The following is a 17,962-nucleotide window of genomic DNA, read 5'->3' on the forward strand; positions in this document are numbered from 1 at the left end:
GTGCCGCGCGCCGCGTCGTCGGACGCCCGCCTGCCGGTCGGGCATATCGCAGGTCAGTCCGGGATGTGCAGTTCATGGGTGAACGGTTTGGTGCCTTGGACCGCGGGCTCGCCTTCCGGGTTGGTCTCGGCGCCGTGATTCACTCGCTCGTCGGAGTCGAGCCATTCGGTGACCGGATTGTCGATGTAGCGCCATTCCGTGCCCGCGGGCCACGGTCCCTGTCCTTCGTTCCAGGGGCCGCGGGCGCTCGCGGCGCCGTTGGACATGTTGAACGCGACATTCTGGAACCGGTCGTCGCCGGGCAGTGCTCCCGGCGGGAAGTTGACCGGCAATTCGTTCAGCGCGGCGGTGAACTGCTGGAAGTGCGCGATCTCGCGGGTCATCAAGAACGAAAGCGTGTCCTGCACGCCGGGATCGTCGGTGAATTGCTTGAGATACTCGTAGACGATCTTGGCGCGAGACTCCGCCGCGAGATTGCTGCGCAGGTCGACCGAGGGTTCCCCGTTGGCGTCGACGTACGAACCCGACCACGGCACGCCCGCGGCGTTCGTGACCACCGGGCCGCCCCCGCTCAGCGCGAAGTACAACGGATTGGCCGCGGCCTGATGGATCACCTGGTCACGTCCGTCGGAGGTGGACACCATCGGCATCCAGTCGCACCGCTCGTTGGCTTGCTTCAGATCGTCGTTGAGCCCGTCGAGCAGCATGGTGATCATGGCGCCGACGATCTCGAGGTGACTGAGTTCCTCGGTGGCGATGTCCATGAACAGGTCGTACGTTTTCGGATGCTTACCGCGCAGCAGGAAGGCCTGATTGAAATACTGCATGGCGGCCTTCAATTCGCCGTTGGCGCCGCCGAACTGCTCTTGCAGCAGAGTCGCGAAACGCGGATCGGGCCGGTCCACGCGAACTTCGAATTGCAAATCCTTGTTGTGTGTGAACATCGCTCTCCTTACCAGTACGGTCGGCTGTTCGAAATGGCTTCCAGTGCCTGATCCAGCGCAGGACGAGCAAGAGATGAGTTACGTGTTCGCTGGCGACGATACGGGCTCCGGCACCCGGGCGTTCGCAACGACACGAGCGGCGGAAAGGGGATCCGACCACCTACATACGGCGCTGCTCGAACCCGTTCCGGACGATCGCCGGGGCGTCTGGGTGGTCGGTGACCTCGAGCCAAGCCGCGCTGTCAGGGGGCAGGGCGTCCGACGTGCGAGGCTCGCTGGACAGCAAGACCAGCTCGTGCGGGGGCAGCGCGATCGGCGCGCTCGAAATGTTCACCACGCAGACCAGGCCAGGGGAGCGATGCAGGACCAGCACCCCTGGATCGCTGGGCAACCACGACCAAGCGCCTTCCCCGAGCGCGGGATGGTCGCGGCGCAGACGCAGCGCCTTGTGGTAGAGGTCCAGTATCGAGTCCTGTTCCCGCATCTGGAGTTCGGCTGTCGATGACACCCAGTGCTGGGGCTGTGGCAGCCAAGGTGGCGTGCCGTCCGGACCGAACCCGAAGGGGGGCCGGAACCCGCTCCACGGCAGTGGGACGCGGCACCCGTCGCGACCGCGCACCGTGTGGCCCGAGCGCTCCCAGGTCGGGTCCTCGAGCACCTCCACGGGAAGATCCTCGAGCTCCTCCAAGCCGAGTTCCTCGCCCTGATAGAGGTACGCACTGCCAGGGAGCGCGAGCATCAGGAGCAACGCCGCCCTCGCGCGCCGCCGCCCCCGCGCCACATCGACGGGGCCGTGCGGTTCGTGGTGCGAACCGCCACCGCGGGTGGACGCCCGCCCGTAGCGGGTCACATGCCTGGTGATGTCGTGGTTGGACAGCACCCAGGTCGGTGGGGCCCCGACCGCCTCCAGCGCTTCGGTCGTGCAATCGACGACGGCCCGCAGCGCGGCGGCATTCCAGGAGCACCGCAGGAAGTCGAAGTTGAACGCCGTGTGCAGTTCGTCCGGACGCACGTAGCAGGCGAGGCGCTCGGGTTTGGCCACCCACGCTTCGGCGACGAAGACGCGATCCGGCCCGTAGGAATCCGCGATCTCGCGCCAGCCGCGGTAGATTTCGTGCACTTCCGGCCGGTCCCAGTGCGGGTGGCCGGTCCGATCCGGCGGTTCCATCATGTCCTCGTGATCGGTCTCGATATCCGGCAGATCGGCGTGTTTGACCAGCCCGTGGGCCACGTCGACACGGAAGCCGTCCACGCCTCGATCCAGCCAGAAACGCAGGATCGACTCGAACTCGGCACCGACATCCGGATGCGCCCAATCCAGGTCCGGCTGGTGCACGTCGAACAGGTGCAGATACCACTGCCCGTCCCTCACCCGAGTCCACGCCGGGCCGCCGAACACGCTTCGCCAATTGTTGGGCGGACCGCCGGAGGGCGCGCCGTCCCGGAACAGGTAGCGGGCTCGCTCCGGCGAACCCGGCCCGGCCGCGAGCGCCTCCTCGAACCAGGGGTGCCGAGCCGAGGTGTGATTGGGGACCAGATCCACGATGACGCGCAGGCCTTGCGCGTGCGCTTGTTCGATCAACGTTTGCGCGTCCGCCAGCGTGCCGAAGCGCGGATCGATGTCGCGGTAGTCCGCGACGTCATAGCCTCCGTCCGCCATCGGCGACGGGTACCAGGGAGTTATCCATATCGCGTCCACCCCGAGGTCGCGGAGATAGGGCAGCCGAGACCGGATACCGGCGATATCGCCGACGCCGTCGCCGTTACCGTCGCAGAAGCTTCGGATGTAGATCTCGTAGATCACGGCGTCGCGCCACCAAGGGGCATCCGCAGCCATCGTCACGCTCTCCTCTCGGTTCGCTGCAGGTCGGGTACCCGGAATCGAAAGTCGTAACGTCGCGTGTCCGAGGGCTGGCAGGGGTGGCCGCGGCCGCGGGTGTGGTCGGTGCCCGGCCGGGTAGTCGCGGAACATGGCTACTACAGCTCCACTTCCGGAAGATCGAGCAGGCACTCCGCGGCGAGCCGTGGTGACCGGGGGAGACTCCGGGATCGGTGCGGCGATCGCGGTCGCGCTCGCCGCGGGCGGGACCGACGTCGGTCTGACCTTCCACAGCGACCGGCGCGGCGCGGAGGACACCGCGGCGCAAGTGCGCGAACAGGGGAGGACCGCCGCCGTGCGCCGCCTCGACCTGGCGAACTTGCCGTCCGCCGCGTCGGTCGTCGACGAACTCGCCGACGAATTAGGCGGCCTCGACGTGCTGGTGAACTGCGCAGGTACCGGATCGGCTCAAAAGGTGATGGAGATGGACTTCGACACCTGGCGGCACGTGCTGTCGGTCGACCTCGACGGCGCGTTCCTGTGCGCCCAGCGCGCCGCCGAGCACATGATCGCCGCCGGCAGCGGTGGCCGGATCATCAACATCACCAGTGTGCACGAGCACGCGCCGCGCGTCGGCGCCGCGCCGTATTGCGCGGCCAAAGCGGGTCTGGGGGCGCTGACGAAAGTCCTGGCGCAGGAACTCGCCGAATACGACATCACCGTGAATTCGGTCGCGCCGGGCGAGATCTCGACACCGATGACCGGTCAGGAAGACGTCGATCCGCGTGAGCAGTCCCGCCCCGGCGTACCACTGGGGCGGACCGGTCACGCCAAAGAGGTTGCCGCCGTGGTGGCGTTTCTGGCCGGACCGGAGGCAAGCTATGTCACCGGCGCGTCCTACGTCGTGGACGGCGGCATGCTCTTGATGGGCCCGCAGGCGAGCAGCCTGCTGACCGACGAGAAATGGCGTACGCCCTGACCGCTGATCCGGCTGTTCCTCTCCGCGGCGGGGCCGGCGCCGGGACTTGCTACCGCTCCGCTACCGGGGAAAGGCAGCTGGCGGGTGGATCGACGAACACGCAGAGGGCCGGGCCGCGGGCGGGTCGGTAGTCGCCGGGGACTCCGCCCCCGGCGATCACCTGCGTGTAGGTGCCGACGGCGTCGGTGGGGCGGCGGGTGAGGCCGGGGTCGGTGCGCACGTCCACGGTGTAGAGCCCGAATCGTGGTGTGTAGCTGCCCCATTCGTAGTTGTCGGTGAGACTCCAGTAGTTGTATCCCATGATGTTCATGCCGTCGGCCGCGGCGCGCTGGATCCAGTAGACGGTGTCGCGGAGGTGATCGCTGCGGGTGTAACCGTCGGCGCGGGGGCGGCCGTTCTCGGTGGGCATCCCGTTCTCGACGATGTAGAGCGGTTTACCCGGCAACCGGCGCGAATAGTATTGCAGCGCGTAGTAGATGCCCTCCGTACGTAACGGCAGGTCCCAGATCTGTGGTCCGGGCAGGTCGGGCATCGCCGAACCGCTGGCCCGCGCGATGGACTCGATCAGCGACTGCGCCGGATCGAAGGCGAAGTAGTAGTCGACGCCGACGTAGTCGAGGCGATCGGCGATGCGATCGATCAGCGAGCCGTTGACCTGCGCCTCCGAGCCGGCGACGTAGCCCACATTGCTGGTCACCTGCGCGCCCGGCTGCCTCTGATGGATGTAGTCGTAGGCGGCGTTGTGTACCTGTGCGACCCGGTTCAGCATCTCGCCGGAGTCCGCGGCGCCCCTGCGGACCTCGTGCACGATGTAGGCCACGGGCTCGTTCACGGTCACCCACAACGGGTTGCGGGAGGCGTAGCGGTCGACGACGGCGCGCATGTTGGCCAGCCAGTCGTCGACCATGCGCGGGTTGCGCCAGCCCCCTCGGTCGGCGGCCCAGCCGGGATACACCCAGTGATCGAGCGTGATCATGGGTCGCATCCCGGCCTGCTCGACGGCGCCGATGACGGAGTCGTAGAAACGGAATGCGCCGTCGTCCCAAACTCCCGGCGCGGGTTGCAGTCGGGCCCACTCGATTCCGATCCGGAACACCCGCGCACCGAGGTCCGCGGCGAGCTGGATGTCCGACGCGTATCGGCCGTAGAAGTCGACCGAATCGCCCAGGCCGTCGTATCCGGGGGTGGCCCCGATGTACCGCGTCCAATTGCTGTCGGGCGCATGGCCTTCGGACTGGAAACCAGAAGTCGATACGCCCCAGAGGAAATCCCCGCCCAGCGCCGGTAGGCCGGCTACCGGCTGTACGGGCGGGATGGCCGGCGATTGCGTGGCGAGCAACAGCGTGGATGCCGCGCCGGCGAGCGCGGCCAGGACGTACCGACGGAACCGAGATCGCATTGGCCCAGAGTAACTGGGGCAGTCCACCGAGTGGCGGAATCCGCGTATCAGCGCGATTCGAAGACGCGGACGATCCCGGCCCCTGGTTTGCCGTCGCTATTGCATGGCGAAGCGCAGAAGTGCCTGCATGTCACCTTGTTTGATCTTGCCTTGGCGGTTGAGGACTTCGAGCTGCCATTGGTCGCCGTTGCGGAAGGCGCGGGCCACCGCATTGGCGTTGTCGGTGCCGAGCAGTGACGGCCAGATGTCGGCGACCTGCTGGCTGTTGCCGCCGGTGGCGTCGTAGACCTTGAAGGAGATGTTGTTGGCCTTGTCGAAGGAACTGCCCTTCTTGAAGGCGGCGGCGACGAAGATGATGGCGTCGATCGCGGTGGGGACGTCGGCGAAGGTGACATGGATGGTCTCGTCATCGCCGGAGGCGGCGCCGGTCTGCTCGTCGCCGGTGTGCGCGACCGAGCCGTTGCCCAGTGGGTCGAGCGAATCGAGTCCCGCGAAGCGCACCGGTTCGCTGCCCTGCATGAGAACGGCGACCAGATCGAGGTCGACACCGCGTTTGCGGCGCGCCCAGCCGAGCGCGCCGCCGCTGGTGCCGGAGGACGGATCCCAGCTCACCCCCACACTCAACTTCGTGATCCCCGCGAGGTCCGCGGCACCGTCTTCTTTTCTGAGCGTAATCACGACATCAGGATACTGACGCGGCGCCGCCGCGCCCGCGATGACGAAAACCGCGGCTGCTCACGGCTGTCCGGACTCGTCGCGGCACGCTATCCGGCCACCTGCGCGCCGGACCGATCACCGCTCGACGCGGCGTGCCCACCAGGCCTTGACCAGGCCGGTCGCGCCGACCTGTGCCCGCCGCCGGTTCGGCACGGTGGCGCGGCGGTCGAACACCGCGAAATCGCTGTCCTCGATGCGGTCGAGTATCTCCGCGTACAGCGTGGTCGCCGTAGTGACGCACGGGCGGGAACGAGGGTGCAGCAGAGCGATTCCGGCGTGCGCGAAACGGTAGATATCACGGGTGATCGCGTGCTGCGCCGCCAAGGCTTCGCGGACCCGGGGCTCGGTGCGCCGGTGTGTCAGGCACCAGCGCAGGAGATCTCGGTCGACGCCGAACGCGGCCAGTTCGTCGGTGGGCAGGTAGACCCGGCCACGCATCAGGTCTTCGGCGACGTCGCGCAGGAAGTTGGTCAGTTGGAACGCCTTACCGAGTGCGGCGGCATGGGGTGCGGCCTCGTCGGCGCAGGTGGCGCCCAAGACCGGGAGCAACTGCAAACCGATGACTTCGGCCGAACCGTAGATATAGGTGTCGAGTGCGGCGCGGTCGGGATAGCCGGTCACCGTCAGATCCATCCGCATCGAGGCGAGGAACGCGTCGAACAGGGCCGCTGGAATGCGATAGCGATCGGCGGTGTCGAGTATCGCGGGAAGCACGGCGTCGGCGTCGGCGTCACGATCGCGGAAGTGCACGGCGAGTGCGTCCAGTTGCCGGGCCCTTTCGGCGGGTTCGCGACGCGGGTCGAACTCATCGAGGATGTCGTCGGCTCGGCGCGCGAATCCGTACAGGGCGTGCACCGCCGGGCGTTGATCGGGCGCGAGCAATCGGGTCGCCAGGAAGAAGGTCTTTCCGTGGCGTGCGTTGAGCTGTCGGCAGTACCGGTAGGACCGGTGCAAAGCCGGGCCGCTGATTCCGGTTTCGGGGGCGGTGCGGGTCATCTCGGCTCCGATCAGTGTCATCGATCAATTCGGCTGGTGCCGAGCGCGGTTCGCAGGGGTACGGTGCGCCGGTGCCCTTGCGGCTCGAGGCCGGTGACGCGATCCGCGGCGAGCCGCCCGGAGATCAGCACCGGCGGAATCCCCACTCCCGGCACGGTCGAGCCCCCGGCCAAGACGACGTTGTCGATACCGCGGATCATGTTGGCCGGCCGGAACGGACCGGTTTGGGTGAAGGTGTGCGCGAGCGCGAACGGGCTTCCCGCGCGCATGCCGCGCCGCGCCCAGTCGGCGGGTGTGTCGACGCGCAGGACCTCGACATCGCCGAGTCGCGCGCCGAGTCGTTGCTGAGCGATCGTCAGGATCTGGTCCGCGTAGCCGGTGCCCGCTCGCTGCCAATCGATCCGGCGGCGTTCGAGGTTCGGCACCGGCGCGAGAACCGACAGCAGGTCCCGTCCTGCCGGAGCCGTAGCCGGATCGGTAGCGGTGGGGCGGGTGACCAGCAGCGAAGGATCGCGCATCACCTGTCCGCGCACGATGATGTCGTCGAACGATTCCCCCCAGGCGGCCCCGAACAGCAGGCTGTGATGCGCGATTCCGGCCGCGGGCGCGCATGCGAGATGGGCGATCAGCGCCGACGGGGCGGAGGTCAGCGGAACCGGACGCCGCGGCGCCCGCGCGACGAGGCGGTACGCCTCGTGTAGTTCGGTCGTCAACACCACGGCGTCGCAGGGGATTCGGTCGCCGTCCTGGGTGAGCACGCCGGTGATCCGCGAGCCCGCGCGGTCCAGGGCGGTGACCGAGGTGTCGTAGCGGAAGCGGACACCGGCATTCGCCGCCGCGCTCGCCAGCGCATCCGGAAGCGCACGCATGCCGCCGCGCGGGAAGAACACCCCGCCGACGGTGTCCATGTAGGCGATCACCGCGTAGGCCGCCAACGCCCGGCTGGGCGCGACGCCCGCGTACAGCGATTGAAAGGTGAAGACACGGCGCAGTTCCGGGTCGCGGATGTAGCGCCGGACAGCGGCATCCCACCGCCCGAAACCGCCCGCGGCGAGCAGCCGGGCCAGTGCGGGAGTCGCCATCGACAACGGCGAATCGAAATTCGCCGAGATGAACCGGTCCATCTCCGCGCGATACAAACGCGTCAGCCAGTGCCGCAGACGGCGATAACCGTCGGCGTCGCCGGCCCCGGCGAACCGGCGGATCTCTTCCTGCATCCGCTCGGCGTCGGTGTGCACCTCCAGCGTCCGGCCCTCGGCGAAATGCGCCCGGTACGCCGGTTCCACGGGTATCAGCTGCACATGGTCGGCAGCCCGCGCTCCGGCGGCGGCGAAGACACTCTCGACGATGTCCGGCATGGTGAGGACCGTCGGGCCCGTGTCGAACCGGTAGCCCGCGACCTCCGCGTGCCCGGCTCGTCCGCCCGGTACCGAGTCGCGTTCCACCACGATCACTTCGCGCGACCGGCCGGCCAGGTGCAGGGCTGCGGACAACCCCGCCAAACCCGCCCCGACGATCACGATTCGGTCGGTGGTGCCTTCGACGGTGCGCATCGGTTCGACCTCCTGTCAGGCGACGCGTTCGGTGCAGGCGGCTGCCATGTGCGCGAGGGCGGCACGCATCGGTGTGGGAAAGTTCGCGGCGTCCAGCGCGCCGTGTGCGCTGTCGACCAGCTCGGCGATCATCGTCTCGATCCTCGCCGGGGCGCCGGATTCGGCGATCAGCGTTCGGGCGCGGGCGAGCTCGTCGGCGCCGAGCCGGGGACGATGCAGCAGATCCGACAGTTCGGCCCGCGCCGCCGAGGTCGCGAGTTCGCGCGCGAGGACCACAACGCTGGTCGCCGTCCGTTCGGCGAGGTCGCTGTCGGCGGGTTTGCCGGTCACGGCCTGCGACCCGAAGATGCCGAGAACGTCGTCGCGCAACTGGAACGCCTCGCCGATCGCGGCGCCGTACCGGCCCAGGGCGTCCACCACGGTCGCGCCGCAGCCGGCCATCGCCGCGCCCATCTCCAACGGGCGTCGCACGGTGTAGTTGCCTGATTTGGCTCGTGCGATCGCGAGGACCGAGTCCAGCGCCGGCTCGAGGCGCGCGTCATTGAGCAGATCCGCGAACTGTCCGGTCGCCAGCTCCACCCGCATGCCGTCGTAGCGCGGCCATACCCGCGCGAGCGTGGACTCGGCGAGCCCGCTTTCCCGGAGCATCTGCTCGGCCCACACCAGGCACATATCCCCGAGGAGTGTCGCGGCGGATTCGCCGTACCGGACAGAGGAGCCGGGCGCACCGGTCCCGTGGTGCGCCGCGGCGAAGCGGACGTGCGCGGACGGGGCGCCGCGACGCGTCGCGGACCGGTCCATGACGTCGTCCTGCAACAGCGCGAACGCGTGCAGCAGTTCCAGACCGGCCGCCGCGCGCAGGGCTGCCGGGTCATCCGGCGCCCCGCACAGCCAGCCGAGGTACATGAACGTCGACCGCACGCACTTGCCGCCCAGGGCGTATTGGCGCAGAACGTCCTGCGCACCCAGGCGAGTGAGCGCGGCAGGGCACGCCCGCACGAGAAAATCACCGATCTCGTCGATTACCTCCCGGCGCACCGCGTCCCGCCACAGCGAGAAAGCGGGCGCGGTACCGAGCACCGGAAACTCCCTGACCGAATCGGTCGCGACTTCGGACGACACGACGCTCATTCCCGATCCCCTTCGTACGCCTCGGGCGACTACTTCTACTTCAGCAAGGTTACTCATAATGATGCACTATCGAGGCGAGAAGCAGCCCTGCCAGGTCTGAAAGTCACCCGCGAAGCCGAAACCGCCGCTACATGTCGGGGTCGAGACGCCGGTGACCGAGACCGTCGCACCGGGGCCTGCGATTCCGATCGACAACCCCGGGTGCACGCCGGTCGTCGTGACCGTCGCGCCGGGGCCGAGCGCGATCGCGGCGGGGCCGGACAGTGCCGCCGAGTTCGAGGTGGCGACGCCGCCGTTCTGCGCTATCGCCAGGGAGAGGCTGGTCGGCGCGGCATCCGCGCTGGCCTTTCCATCGAAGCCGTACGCGGCTGCGGCGCCGCCCGCGCTGCTGGTCGCCGAGCACGAGGCGCCACTGTCGGAGTTCTGGGTCGCCGCGAGGCCCGGAGCGGGGCACCCCGCCGGGGCGGCGGTGGCGGCGGGTGCGGCGAACAGCAGGCCCAGTGAGGCCGCGCCCGCACCGGCCGTCAACCCGATCGAGCGCGTGAGGGTGAGTCGGTTCATGGCGTTCTCCTTCGGGAGCATTGGCTTACAGGGCTTCACACTACGCTTCTAATGATGCAAAATCGATGCATCGATTGATTCTTTCGAAAGGAGCGGAGGACGTGCTGATGCGGAGGCCGCCGGATAGCCGCTCGGCCCGCGGCGTCATGAGCGCGTGGCCTGACAGCTCACCCGGCACTCCGAACCGTGACCAGCACACGCGGTGCGGCGATGGCTGACGAGCAATCCGCTCGCTACACGGTGGGCGCGGTGGCGGCCAGGCTCGGCATTCCGATCGCCACCCTGCGCAGCTGGAATCAGCGCTACGCGATCGGCCCGCCGAGACACCGGCCGGGCGCACACCGTCGCTATTCCGAATCCGATATCGCGGCCTTGCGGCGCATGATCGAACTCGTCGGAGCCGGCGCCACACCGGCCAGTGCGGCACGGCAAGCACGCGCCGAAGCTCCGGAAGGGCCGGCGGGTCGCAGCGCCCTCTTGGCGGCGGCCGAACGGCTCGAACCCGATCTCGCGCTCACCGAGGTCATGGCCGGTTTGGCACACGACGGTGTCGTCGCGACCTGGAACCGGCTGTGCCGTCCGGCATTGGCGACGATCGTCAGCGGGCAGGCCGGCGGCGAGGGCCTGATCGACGTGGAGCATCTGCTGTCCTGGGCGGTGATCGCCGGCCTGCACCGCATGTTCCCGCCGGTGCGCCGCCCGCGCTCCCAACCGCCGATTCTGCTCTCCTGTACCGCGGGGGAGTACCACGTGCTGCCCCTGGAGGTGCTGCGGGCCGCGCTGGCCGAGCGGGGTGTGGTGGCGTTGTTGCTGGGCGCGGCGGTGCCCGACGCGGCCCTGACCGACGCCCTGTCGCACCACGACCGCCCGTGCGTGCTCACGCTCTGGTCACAGGTGCCCGCCACCGCCACCCCGGAAACGATCCGTGCCGTGCGCCGGACCGCGGCACGGATGCTGGTCGCCGGACCGGGCTGGTCCGCGGTCCGGCTGCCGCCCGAGGTGTCCTACGTCCGCACGCTGGAGGACGCCCTCGCGACTCTGTGCGAGCTCGGGCGCGCCGCCGGGTGAACGCGTTCGCCACCGGCGTCTCGAACCGTTCACCTCGCAGCGCCGACGCGGCCGCATCGGAGGTAGCCTGCGTCATCCGCTCCAGGGAAGCGGTCGCGTGCGTCATCGCCGGGGTCCGCCACTGGGACGGCCGAGACCGCGCACCGGATCTGGTTACCGGCAGCAACCGCCTTCATCGAACGCGGCCTTTCGGCAGTTCACTGTGGTGGGCGCAGAAGGTATTCCCCGGCGAGCTGGACGGCTTCGCGTTTGCTGTACCCGGGGTGGTCGGCGACGATGAAGTGGCGGCCGATCGCGAGGGCGAACGTCAGGGTGCTTCGCGCTTCGATCTCGTCGGGGTCGGTGACGAAAGCTCCGAACATCGTGCGCAGGAAGTCCATTCGCTCGTTGTCGATACGCCGTAGGCGCGCCGCGACGGACTCGTCGTGGCGCGCCCAAGCCCGCACCGCGATATCGATGCGGTGCAGGTCCTCCGCGAAGGTCAGTTGTCCCGCGCGGCGGATCCGCTCGGCGGCATCGCCGCCCTCTGCCTCGGTCTGGGCGATGACCGCTGTCGTGCACCGGCGCTCCCACTCGTCGAGCATCGCCGTGAGCAACGCGGGACGGCCGTCGAAGTACCCGTAGAACCCGCCTTTCGTGACGCCGAGTTCAGCGGCGAGCGTCTCGACGCGGACGGCCTCGGGACCTCCGCGGGCAAGGGCCTCGAGGCCCGCCTCGACCCAGCGGGCTCGTGTGGTGCGGGGCACGGCTGGAATCTGGCCACCTCCATTGATCGCGCTGATTCTATACGTTACCGTACAAATCATCTATACGGCACCGTACAAAAGGTGCCGCACAGCACCATCGGAAGGTCACGATGAACACCAGGAAACGGTTGCTCCGCTGGGCCGCCGCGATCATGCTCGTACTGAGTACCGGGCACATGTTCTTGCTGGCGCTCACCGCCTGGGCGAACATCACCGGCTGGGTCGATCGGGGGATATGGGCGGCCGTCCCGCTCACGCTCGCGGACGGAGATGCGGTACAGACGACGGAGTCGCTACAGAACAAGGTCACATTCTGGGCCGGTCCGGGCTGCTTCGCCATCCCGCTGATCCTGTTGGGTCTGCTGATCTGGCATCTCGCCGGGCGCGGTGTGCCCGTGCCCGCCGGTATCGGCTGGGGCCTCGCGGCATGGTGTGCGCTAGGGGGCGTCCTTCTGGTGCCGTCCCCGTTCTTCGTCGGCATGATCGCCGGGGTGCTCGTCATCGTGGCGGCGCGCAAGAATAATCGACCGGCGACCGTGTCGGCGGCGAGTCCGGAGATGCGAGGCTGACCTGTGCGTGTCGCTTCACGGCCTGGCGGTACACGCCGACGACCGACCTGCCCGCCGCACTGCGACAGGGCTGATCATCCCGGTCGACGACCAGCCCCTTCCCCGGCTACCTGGAGGGCACGATCGGGGTGGCCCCGGCCGGTCCCGGCGCAGGAGGAACCAGCGCACCGGCCGGTGTATTCGTACTCGGTGCCGACCGGCCAGGTGGCGGCGCCAGTATTTGCAGTGGGAGTGCCGGTGCCTGCGCCGCGGGCCCGCGGCTGCCGGGGGCGGGCTTGTCGGCGCCGCACGAGGGAGCGCTGTGTGCTTCGGCGCAGGTGGACCCTGGACCGGCCGGAACGATCGGCTCGGCGGAGGCGCCGGCCGCGGCGATGATCAACGAGACCGACACGCCGACCGGTGCCATCCAACGGCGCATCGGGATCACAGCCATATCGGGTCACCGTAGACGGCGACCGAATTATCGGCCGTGGCCGTGGAAATCGACACGATCGCGAACGAGCGCAGGCTCACCGCGCCCGCACACGCATCGATCTTGATCTGGATCTGATCGACCGAGATCGAACCGTGCGCTCCCGCAAGCGGTTTGGTGCCGAGCGTGATGCTGTTGATGGTGCCGGGCTTGATCGTGGTCGACATGTTCGGCAGGGCCAGCGCGCTGCCGCCGACCGCGAGACCGGGGGAGGGGGCCACGGTCACCATGGCGTTCGGGCCGATGGCCGCGGACAGGCCGACAGTGAGGCCGTTGGACACGTCGGCCTGGCAGCCGATCTGATATCCCAGCTGCAACGTCCCGGAGTTCACCGCTTCCCGGCCGTCGCCGCCGATATCGGCGGCCGCCGACAAGGTGACGAACCCTTCCCTGCTGAACGGCGTCGCGGCGAGATTGGGTACGCGCTGCACGTCTTCGGCGGTTTTGCTGATCCGCAACTCCCAGCCGTCCTCGGTCTCGACGACGCGAGATTTGTCTGCCATTTGATCAGCGATCGCGGGTGCGGCGGTCATGCCGAGCGCCGCGGTCGCAGCGATGCCGAGCATCGCTATCGTCGAGCCGTTCAATGAAATCCTTAGTGCTGGTAACAGTTCGACGTGATAGTACTGACCCGTCCCGGGCCGTGGCACGCAAAACACCCGGTGCCGGGTAGCGGGGGATTCGCTGGAGCGGATCCCCGGTCAGCGGTGGATATATCCCCTGGTGAGCGGGGCGTCGTCCAGGCGAGGGGCGATCGATTCACCGCCGAGCGCCTGCCGCAGAATCGCCTGTTCGTCTTGGACGACGTGCATGACGGCGTTGATCAAGGCGAGGTGAGTGAACGCTTGCGGGTAGTTGCCCCAGTGGCGGCCGGTCCTGGGGTCGATCTCCTCGGCGTACAAACCCAGCGGGCTGGCGTAGCCGAGGAGTTTCTCGCACAGTTGTCTGGCTCGTTGCTTCTCGCCGATTTCCGAGAGCGCCGAGACCAGCCAGAACGAGCAGATCGTGAAAGCCCCCTCCTCGCCCGCGCATCCGTCGTCGGTCTCACCGACGCGGTATCGCAGGACCAGGCCGTCTTCGGTCAGCTCGTCGGCGATGGCCAGCACGGTGTTGCGTACCCGTTCGTCATCGGGCGGCAGGAAACGAACCAACGGGATGAGCAGGGTCGACGCGTCCAGCGCCGTACTGCCGTAGTACTGGGTGAACACCCCGCGGGAGTCGACGGCATGTGCGCAGATGTCGGCATGGATCTCGTCGGCGGCCTTCTGCCAGCGCTGCGCCCGGTCCGAATCCTGGTGGATGCGGGCCAGCCGGGCGCCGCGATCGGCGGCGACCCAGCACATGACCTTGCTGGAGGTGAAGTGCTGGGGTTGCCCGCGAACCTCCCAGATGCCATGGTCGGGCTCGCGCCAGTAGGTGAGGGCGCTCTTGACCGCACGGCCGAGCAACGGCCAGGCCCGGGCGTCGATTTGATCTTGGTGACGGGCGTAGAGGTAGACCGCGTCCAGCGCCGCGCCCCACACGTCGTGCTGGCGTTGCCGGTACGCCTCGTTGCCGATGCGCACCGGCGTGGCGTTGTCGTAGCCACGCAGGTGGGGCAGGATCTGTTCGGTGAGGTCGGTTTCGCCGCCGATGCCGTAGACGATCTGCATGTCATGAGCTTCCTCGGTCAAGTCGAGGATGTAGGAGAAGAAATCGTTCGCCTCCCAGCTGAAGCCCAGTGTGTACAGGCCCCACAGGGCGAAGGCGGAGTCGCGGATCCAGGAATAGCGATAGTCCCAGTTACGCTCTCCACCAGGGGTTTCGGGCAGTGAGGTGGTGGCAGCGGCAGCGACGGCGCCGGTCGGGGCGAAGGTCAATCCCTTGAGGGTCAGCGCGCTGCGGGTGAGTTCCGCGGTCCACGGGTGATCCGGGAAGCGCCCGCCCGCAAGCCAGTGCCGCCAATGGTGGATCGTCCGCAGCAGCCGCTCTTCGGCCTCCTCGGCATCGCCGGGGGCGTCGCGACTACCCCAGGCCAGGGCGCAGAACCGGGTGTCGCCCGTCTTCAGCAGTGTGCGGGCGACCGCGTGCGTGCCTTCCAATCCCAAGCGCATGTCGGTGCTCAACGTCAGTTGCAGATCGGTCCCCTCGGCACTGGCCTGGGCGAGGTGATAACTGCCGAGATAGTCCCATCGGGCGCGATACCTGCCGTAGTCGAAGGCCGGTTGGCAATCGAGCCCGAACTGGATCTGACCGGTCTCACAGTGCACCGTGCGCAGCAGGATGTGCTCGGCGTCGTAATCGGTGGGGGTGCGCCGATGCGCACTCCGGCCCGGTGTCTGGTGCCGCCATGGCCCCACCAGCAGCACGTCGCGCACCGTCGCCCAGCCATCGCCGCTGCGCCAGCTCGTCTCCATGACCATCGTGCCCGGGATGTAGCGACGGTCGGTGGGCACCACGAAATCGGCGGGAGCGAAGCGGAACGAGCCCGCGGATCGATCGAGAATCGCCGCGAACACGCTCGGAGAGTCCATGCGGGGCAGGCACATCCACTCGATGGCTCCACTGGGGGAGATCAGGGCGGTGACCTCGCAATCGGAGATGAACCCGTAGTCGTCGATGCGCGGGAACGCCGTGAGCCGCGTTGTGCGTTCGATCTCGTCCATGCGTTTCTCCATCGTCGTCTCGGCGCTTACCGTCCGGCCGGAGTCATGTGACGCTCACACCAGCCCACCATCTCGCGGGTCGGCTCGGCAAGCCCTCGGCAACTAACGAGGGTCTTCGGCCGGGAGCGCATCTGGGCTGACCAGCCGACGGGCGGCCAGGACCGTGGCGGCGCGGCGTTCGGTGCGGTGGTGATGGTCGGTGCGGGTGGCGTGCATGGCCGCGGTACGGGCCAGATCGGTGAGCATGACGATCAGGGTGATGGGCTGGAATTCCGCCGTGATCAGCCCTTGGTCTTGCCCGCGCCGGATCTCGGTGAGCTTTCCCGCGATGATCCGGCGGATGGCGTCTTCGGCGGCGGGGATGTGGGTCTGTTCGATCTCGGCCCACGCCTGCAGGCGGGCGTTGTCGGGGTGGGTGACGTAGTGGTCGAAGAGCCGGCCGACGTAACCGGGCAGGTCCGCGGCGTCGAGGGCGGTTTCGTCGGTGGTCTGGGTGACCCATTCCTCGGTGACCGCGGCGTACAACTCGTCTTTGCTCGCGAAGTACGCGTAGAGCCGGTCCTTGCTCGCCTTGGCCGCCTCGGCGATGCGATTGATGCGCGCGCCGGCGATGCCGTACTGGGCGAACTCCGCTTTGGCCGCGACGAGGATCCGTTCCCGGGTGGCCTGACCTGCTGCGCGCATGGGCGCATCCTATCTTGCCGAACCTTTTGGTTCGGATATAGAGTTTCCGAACCAAAAAGTTCTGGAAAACCACACCTGGGAACGAGGATTGCTATGGGCTCTACAGGGACCGACTGGCGAGATCTCGCCGCGCGGGAGACCGGGGTGACCGCGGCCGAGTTGGATGCGCTGTGGGCCGAACTGCCCGTCGCGCGCGCCGAGGACATCCTGGGCGAATGGAAGGGGGCGGCGTTTCCGACCGAGCATCCGCTGCGCAAAGCGCTCTCGGTCGGTCGCTGGTACGGCAAGACGTTCCACAGCGTGCTGGACGCGAAGCCGCTGATCTGCCGAGCCGAGGACGGGTCGCTGTTCTCCAACGTCGAACTCGGCGGCGGCGGGGAGGCGACGCTGTGGAATATCGAGTTCCGCGGCGAGGTGACGGCCACCATGGTCTACGACAGCCGCCCGGTCTTCGACCACTTCAAATGGCTCGACGAGAACACGCTGATGGGCATCATGAACGGCAGGCCCGATGTGGTGCTGGCCCACGGCGAGTACTTCTACTTCCTGCTCGAGCGGGTCTGAGCGATGGTGACCACCACCGCGGTGCTCTCGCGCGACCCGGCAGCGCCGTTCACCGTCGAAGCCGTCGAGATCGATGAACCGCGCGACGACGAGATCCTGGTCCGGATCCAGGCCACCGGGATCTGCCACACCGACCTGATCACCCGCGCGGCGGGCGCGGCCGACCATCCGGTGCTGCTCGGGCACGAAGGCGCCGGAGTGGTGGAGGCCGTCGGCGCGTCCGTGACCGGTGTACGGCCCGGTGACCGCGTCGTGTTGACGTTCCGGCACTGCCGAACGTGCCGCAATTGCCGGGCCGGACGGCCGGCGTATTGCGTGCGGGCGGCGAAGCTGAACCAGTTCGGTGGCCGGGCGGACCGCTCTCCCCGGGTCACCATCGCGGGAACCGCGGTGCTGGACGGGTTCTTCGGTCAATCGAGCTTCGCCGCGTACGCGTTGACCACCGCCGACAACACGGTGGTCGTCGACACGCAGGTCGATCCGACGATCCTGGCTCCACTGGGCTGCGGGTTCCTGACCGGCGCCGGAGCGGTGCTCAATGTACTGCGACCGGACCGGGACGCCCGCGTCGCGGTCTACGGCGCGGGTGCGGTCGGGATGGCGGGCGTGCTGGCGGCCCTGGCGAGCGAGGTCGCCGAACTGGTCGTGGTGGAGCCGTCGCCCTTCCGGCGGGCGCTGGCGCTGGAACTCGGCGCCACCGCGGCCCTGGATCCGGCGGCCGACGACATCGTGTCCGAGATCCGGAAGCTGACCGACGGCGGGGCGACCCACGCGCTCGACACCACGGGATCGTCGCGTGTGCTCGCCACGGCGGCCGCCGGGGCCGCGCTCGGCGGCACCGTGGTCGCGGTCGGCCTGGGTACCGGCGTCCCGGAGATCGACTTGCGGGATATCGTGCTGGGCGGCAAAGGGATCCGCGGTTGCCTCGAAGGCGACGCGGTGCCCGCGACCTTCATTCCGCACCTGCTGGACCTGCACGCCGCCGGACGCTTCCCCATCGACCGTCTCGTGACGACGTACCCGCATACCGACATCAATGCCGCGCTGGCGGAGCAGCGCGACGGCAAGGTCGTCAAGCCTGTTCTGACCTGGTGACCGCTGCGACGCGCCATGAC

17 protein-coding genes are annotated in these 17,962 nt (G+C 68.5%); 5 read left to right on the forward strand and 12 right to left on the reverse strand.

The window, feature by feature from the left end; genetic code table 11:
* Nucleotides 1–53: 53 nt before the first annotated feature.
* Together ON29_RS30365 and ON29_RS30370 are read right to left on the reverse strand one after the other, a co-directional pair.
* Nucleotides 54–944: a manganese catalase family protein gene (locus tag ON29_RS30365; protein ID WP_040871593.1), complete on the reverse strand. Its 891-nt coding sequence runs from the start codon at nt 942–944 to the stop codon at nt 54–56.
* Between the two features lie 160 nt (nt 945–1,104).
* Nucleotides 1,105–2,781 carry a glycoside hydrolase family 13 protein gene (locus ON29_RS30370; protein WP_051175770.1) on the reverse strand — a complete coding sequence of 559 codons (1,677 nt, stop codon included), beginning with the start codon at nt 2,779–2,781 and terminating at the stop codon, nt 1,105–1,107.
* Nucleotides 2,782–2,914: 133 nt separating this feature from the next.
* On the opposite strand from ON29_RS30370, the gene ON29_RS30375 reads away from it, so the two are divergent.
* Nucleotides 2,915–3,742 carry an SDR family oxidoreductase gene (locus ON29_RS30375; RefSeq protein ID WP_051175771.1) on the forward strand — a complete coding sequence of 276 codons (828 nt, stop codon included), beginning with the start codon at nt 2,915–2,917 and terminating at the stop codon, nt 3,740–3,742.
* 49 nt (nt 3,743–3,791) lie between these two features.
* Here the strand turns inward: ON29_RS30375 and ON29_RS30380 are convergent, their stop codons facing one another.
* From ON29_RS30380 to ON29_RS30405, 6 genes are all read right to left on the reverse strand, one after another.
* The gene (locus ON29_RS30380; protein ID WP_040871595.1) at nt 3,792–5,141 is read right to left on the reverse strand and encodes a family 1 glycosylhydrolase; all 1,350 of its coding nucleotides are present in this window, start codon (nt 5,139–5,141) and stop codon (nt 3,792–3,794) included.
* Between the two features lie 96 nt (nt 5,142–5,237).
* A complete protein-coding gene (locus tag ON29_RS30385) occupies nt 5,238–5,819 on the reverse strand; it encodes a TerD family protein (protein ID WP_040871596.1) in 582 nt (193 codons plus the stop codon).
* Nucleotides 5,820–5,933: 114 nt separating this feature from the next.
* Nucleotides 5,934–6,875: a phytoene/squalene synthase family protein gene (locus ON29_RS30390; protein WP_373283945.1), complete on the reverse strand. Its 942-nt coding sequence runs from the start codon at nt 6,873–6,875 to the stop codon at nt 5,934–5,936.
* On the reverse strand, nt 6,872–8,407 hold the full coding sequence (gene crtI, locus ON29_RS30395) for a phytoene desaturase family protein (protein WP_040871597.1): 1,536 nt from the start codon (nt 8,405–8,407) through the stop codon (nt 6,872–6,874). The genes ON29_RS30390 and crtI overlap by 4 nt, the downstream gene beginning before the upstream one ends.
* Nucleotides 8,408–8,422: 15 nt before the next feature.
* Nucleotides 8,423–9,538: a polyprenyl synthetase family protein gene (locus ON29_RS30400; RefSeq protein WP_083864166.1), complete on the reverse strand. Its 1,116-nt coding sequence runs from the start codon at nt 9,536–9,538 to the stop codon at nt 8,423–8,425.
* Between the two features lie 66 nt (nt 9,539–9,604).
* Nucleotides 9,605–10,099 carry a DUF6764 family protein gene (locus tag ON29_RS30405; protein ID WP_040871626.1) on the reverse strand — a complete coding sequence of 165 codons (495 nt, stop codon included), beginning with the start codon at nt 10,097–10,099 and terminating at the stop codon, nt 9,605–9,607.
* A gap of 210 nt (nt 10,100–10,309) precedes the next feature.
* Between ON29_RS30405 and ON29_RS30410 the strand changes: the two genes are divergently transcribed.
* The gene (locus ON29_RS30410) at nt 10,310–11,167 is read left to right on the forward strand and encodes a MerR family transcriptional regulator (protein WP_051175772.1); all 858 of its coding nucleotides are present in this window, start codon (nt 10,310–10,312) and stop codon (nt 11,165–11,167) included.
* 197 nt (nt 11,168–11,364) lie between these two features.
* On the opposite strand, the gene ON29_RS30415 is transcribed toward ON29_RS30410, so the two are convergent.
* Nucleotides 11,365–11,973, reverse strand: a complete 609-nt coding sequence (locus ON29_RS30415; RefSeq protein ID WP_051175773.1) for a TetR/AcrR family transcriptional regulator — start codon at nt 11,971–11,973, stop codon at nt 11,365–11,367.
* Nucleotides 11,974–12,023: 50 nt separating this feature from the next.
* On the opposite strand from ON29_RS30415, the gene ON29_RS30420 reads away from it, so the two are divergent.
* On the forward strand, nt 12,024–12,482 hold the full coding sequence (locus ON29_RS30420) for a DUF6463 family protein (protein ID WP_040871598.1): 459 nt from the start codon (nt 12,024–12,026) through the stop codon (nt 12,480–12,482).
* Nucleotides 12,483–12,905: 423 nt separating this feature from the next.
* Here ON29_RS30420 and ON29_RS30425 read toward each other — a convergent pair whose 3' ends face one another.
* The 3 genes from ON29_RS30425 to ON29_RS30435 form a co-directional block, all read right to left on the reverse strand.
* Nucleotides 12,906–13,604: an MspA family porin gene (locus ON29_RS30425; RefSeq protein WP_245549259.1), complete on the reverse strand. Its 699-nt coding sequence runs from the start codon at nt 13,602–13,604 to the stop codon at nt 12,906–12,908.
* Between the two features lie 51 nt (nt 13,605–13,655).
* Nucleotides 13,656–15,599 (reverse strand): glycoside hydrolase family 15 protein, encoded by a 1,944-nt coding sequence (locus ON29_RS30430; protein WP_083864168.1) that lies wholly within the window; start codon nt 15,597–15,599, stop codon nt 13,656–13,658.
* A gap of 102 nt (nt 15,600–15,701) precedes the next feature.
* Entirely contained in the window at nt 15,702–16,283 is a 582-nt protein-coding gene (locus tag ON29_RS30435) for a TetR family transcriptional regulator (protein ID WP_040871600.1), read from the reverse strand.
* 93 nt (nt 16,284–16,376) lie between these two features.
* Here ON29_RS30435 and ON29_RS30440 point away from each other — a divergent pair, with 93 nt between their 5' ends.
* Together ON29_RS30440 and ON29_RS30445 are read left to right on the forward strand one after the other, a co-directional pair.
* On the forward strand, nt 16,377–16,847 hold the full coding sequence (locus ON29_RS30440) for a DUF4334 domain-containing protein (protein WP_040871601.1): 471 nt from the start codon (nt 16,377–16,379) through the stop codon (nt 16,845–16,847).
* Nucleotides 16,848–16,853: 6 nt separating this feature from the next.
* Complete coding sequence (locus tag ON29_RS30445; protein WP_174371886.1) at nt 16,854–17,942, forward strand: NAD(P)-dependent alcohol dehydrogenase; 1,089 nt, start codon at nt 16,854–16,856, stop codon at nt 17,940–17,942.
* The last annotated feature ends 20 nt before the right edge of the window (nt 17,943–17,962 follow it).

It is taken from the genome of Nocardia exalbida NBRC 100660 (genome assembly GCF_000308575.1).
Lineage (GTDB): Bacteria > Actinomycetota > Actinomycetes > Mycobacteriales > Mycobacteriaceae > Nocardia > Nocardia exalbida.

What these genes read in the sequence shown, in the direction of transcription:
- ON29_RS30400 (WP_083864166.1), bottom strand. Translation starts at nt 9,538, where the DNA reads ATGAGCGTCGTGTCGTCCGAAGTCGCGACCGATTCGGTCAGGGAGTTT.
- ON29_RS30380 (WP_040871595.1), bottom strand. Translation starts at nt 5,141, where the DNA reads ATGCGATCTCGGTTCCGTCGGTACGTCCTGGCCGCGCTCGCCGGCGCG.
- ON29_RS30375 (WP_051175771.1), top strand. Translation starts at nt 2,915, where the DNA reads ATGGCTACTACAGCTCCACTTCCGGAAGATCGAGCAGGCACTCCGCGG.
- ON29_RS30365 (WP_040871593.1), bottom strand. Translation starts at nt 944, where the DNA reads ATGTTCACACACAACAAGGATTTGCAATTCGAAGTTCGCGTGGACCGG.
- ON29_RS30440 (WP_040871601.1), top strand. Translation starts at nt 16,377, where the DNA reads ATGGGCTCTACAGGGACCGACTGGCGAGATCTCGCCGCGCGGGAGACC.
- ON29_RS30410 (WP_051175772.1), top strand. Translation starts at nt 10,310, where the DNA reads ATGGCTGACGAGCAATCCGCTCGCTACACGGTGGGCGCGGTGGCGGCC.
- ON29_RS30420 (WP_040871598.1), top strand. Translation starts at nt 12,024, where the DNA reads ATGAACACCAGGAAACGGTTGCTCCGCTGGGCCGCCGCGATCATGCTC.
- ON29_RS30405 (WP_040871626.1), bottom strand. Translation starts at nt 10,099, where the DNA reads ATGAACCGACTCACCCTCACGCGCTCGATCGGGTTGACGGCCGGTGCG.
- ON29_RS30435 (WP_040871600.1), bottom strand. Translation starts at nt 16,283, where the DNA reads ATGCGCGCAGCAGGTCAGGCCACCCGGGAACGGATCCTCGTCGCGGCC.
- ON29_RS30370 (WP_051175770.1), bottom strand. Translation starts at nt 2,781, where the DNA reads ATGGCTGCGGATGCCCCTTGGTGGCGCGACGCCGTGATCTACGAGATC.
- ON29_RS30390 (WP_373283945.1), bottom strand. Translation starts at nt 6,875, where the DNA reads ATGACACTGATCGGAGCCGAGATGACCCGCACCGCCCCCGAAACCGGA.
- crtI (WP_040871597.1), bottom strand. Translation starts at nt 8,407, where the DNA reads ATGCGCACCGTCGAAGGCACCACCGACCGAATCGTGATCGTCGGGGCG.
- ON29_RS30430 (WP_083864168.1), bottom strand. Translation starts at nt 15,599, where the DNA reads ATGGACGAGATCGAACGCACAACGCGGCTCACGGCGTTCCCGCGCATC.
- ON29_RS30415 (WP_051175773.1), bottom strand. Translation starts at nt 11,973, where the DNA reads ATGATTTGTACGGTAACGTATAGAATCAGCGCGATCAATGGAGGTGGC.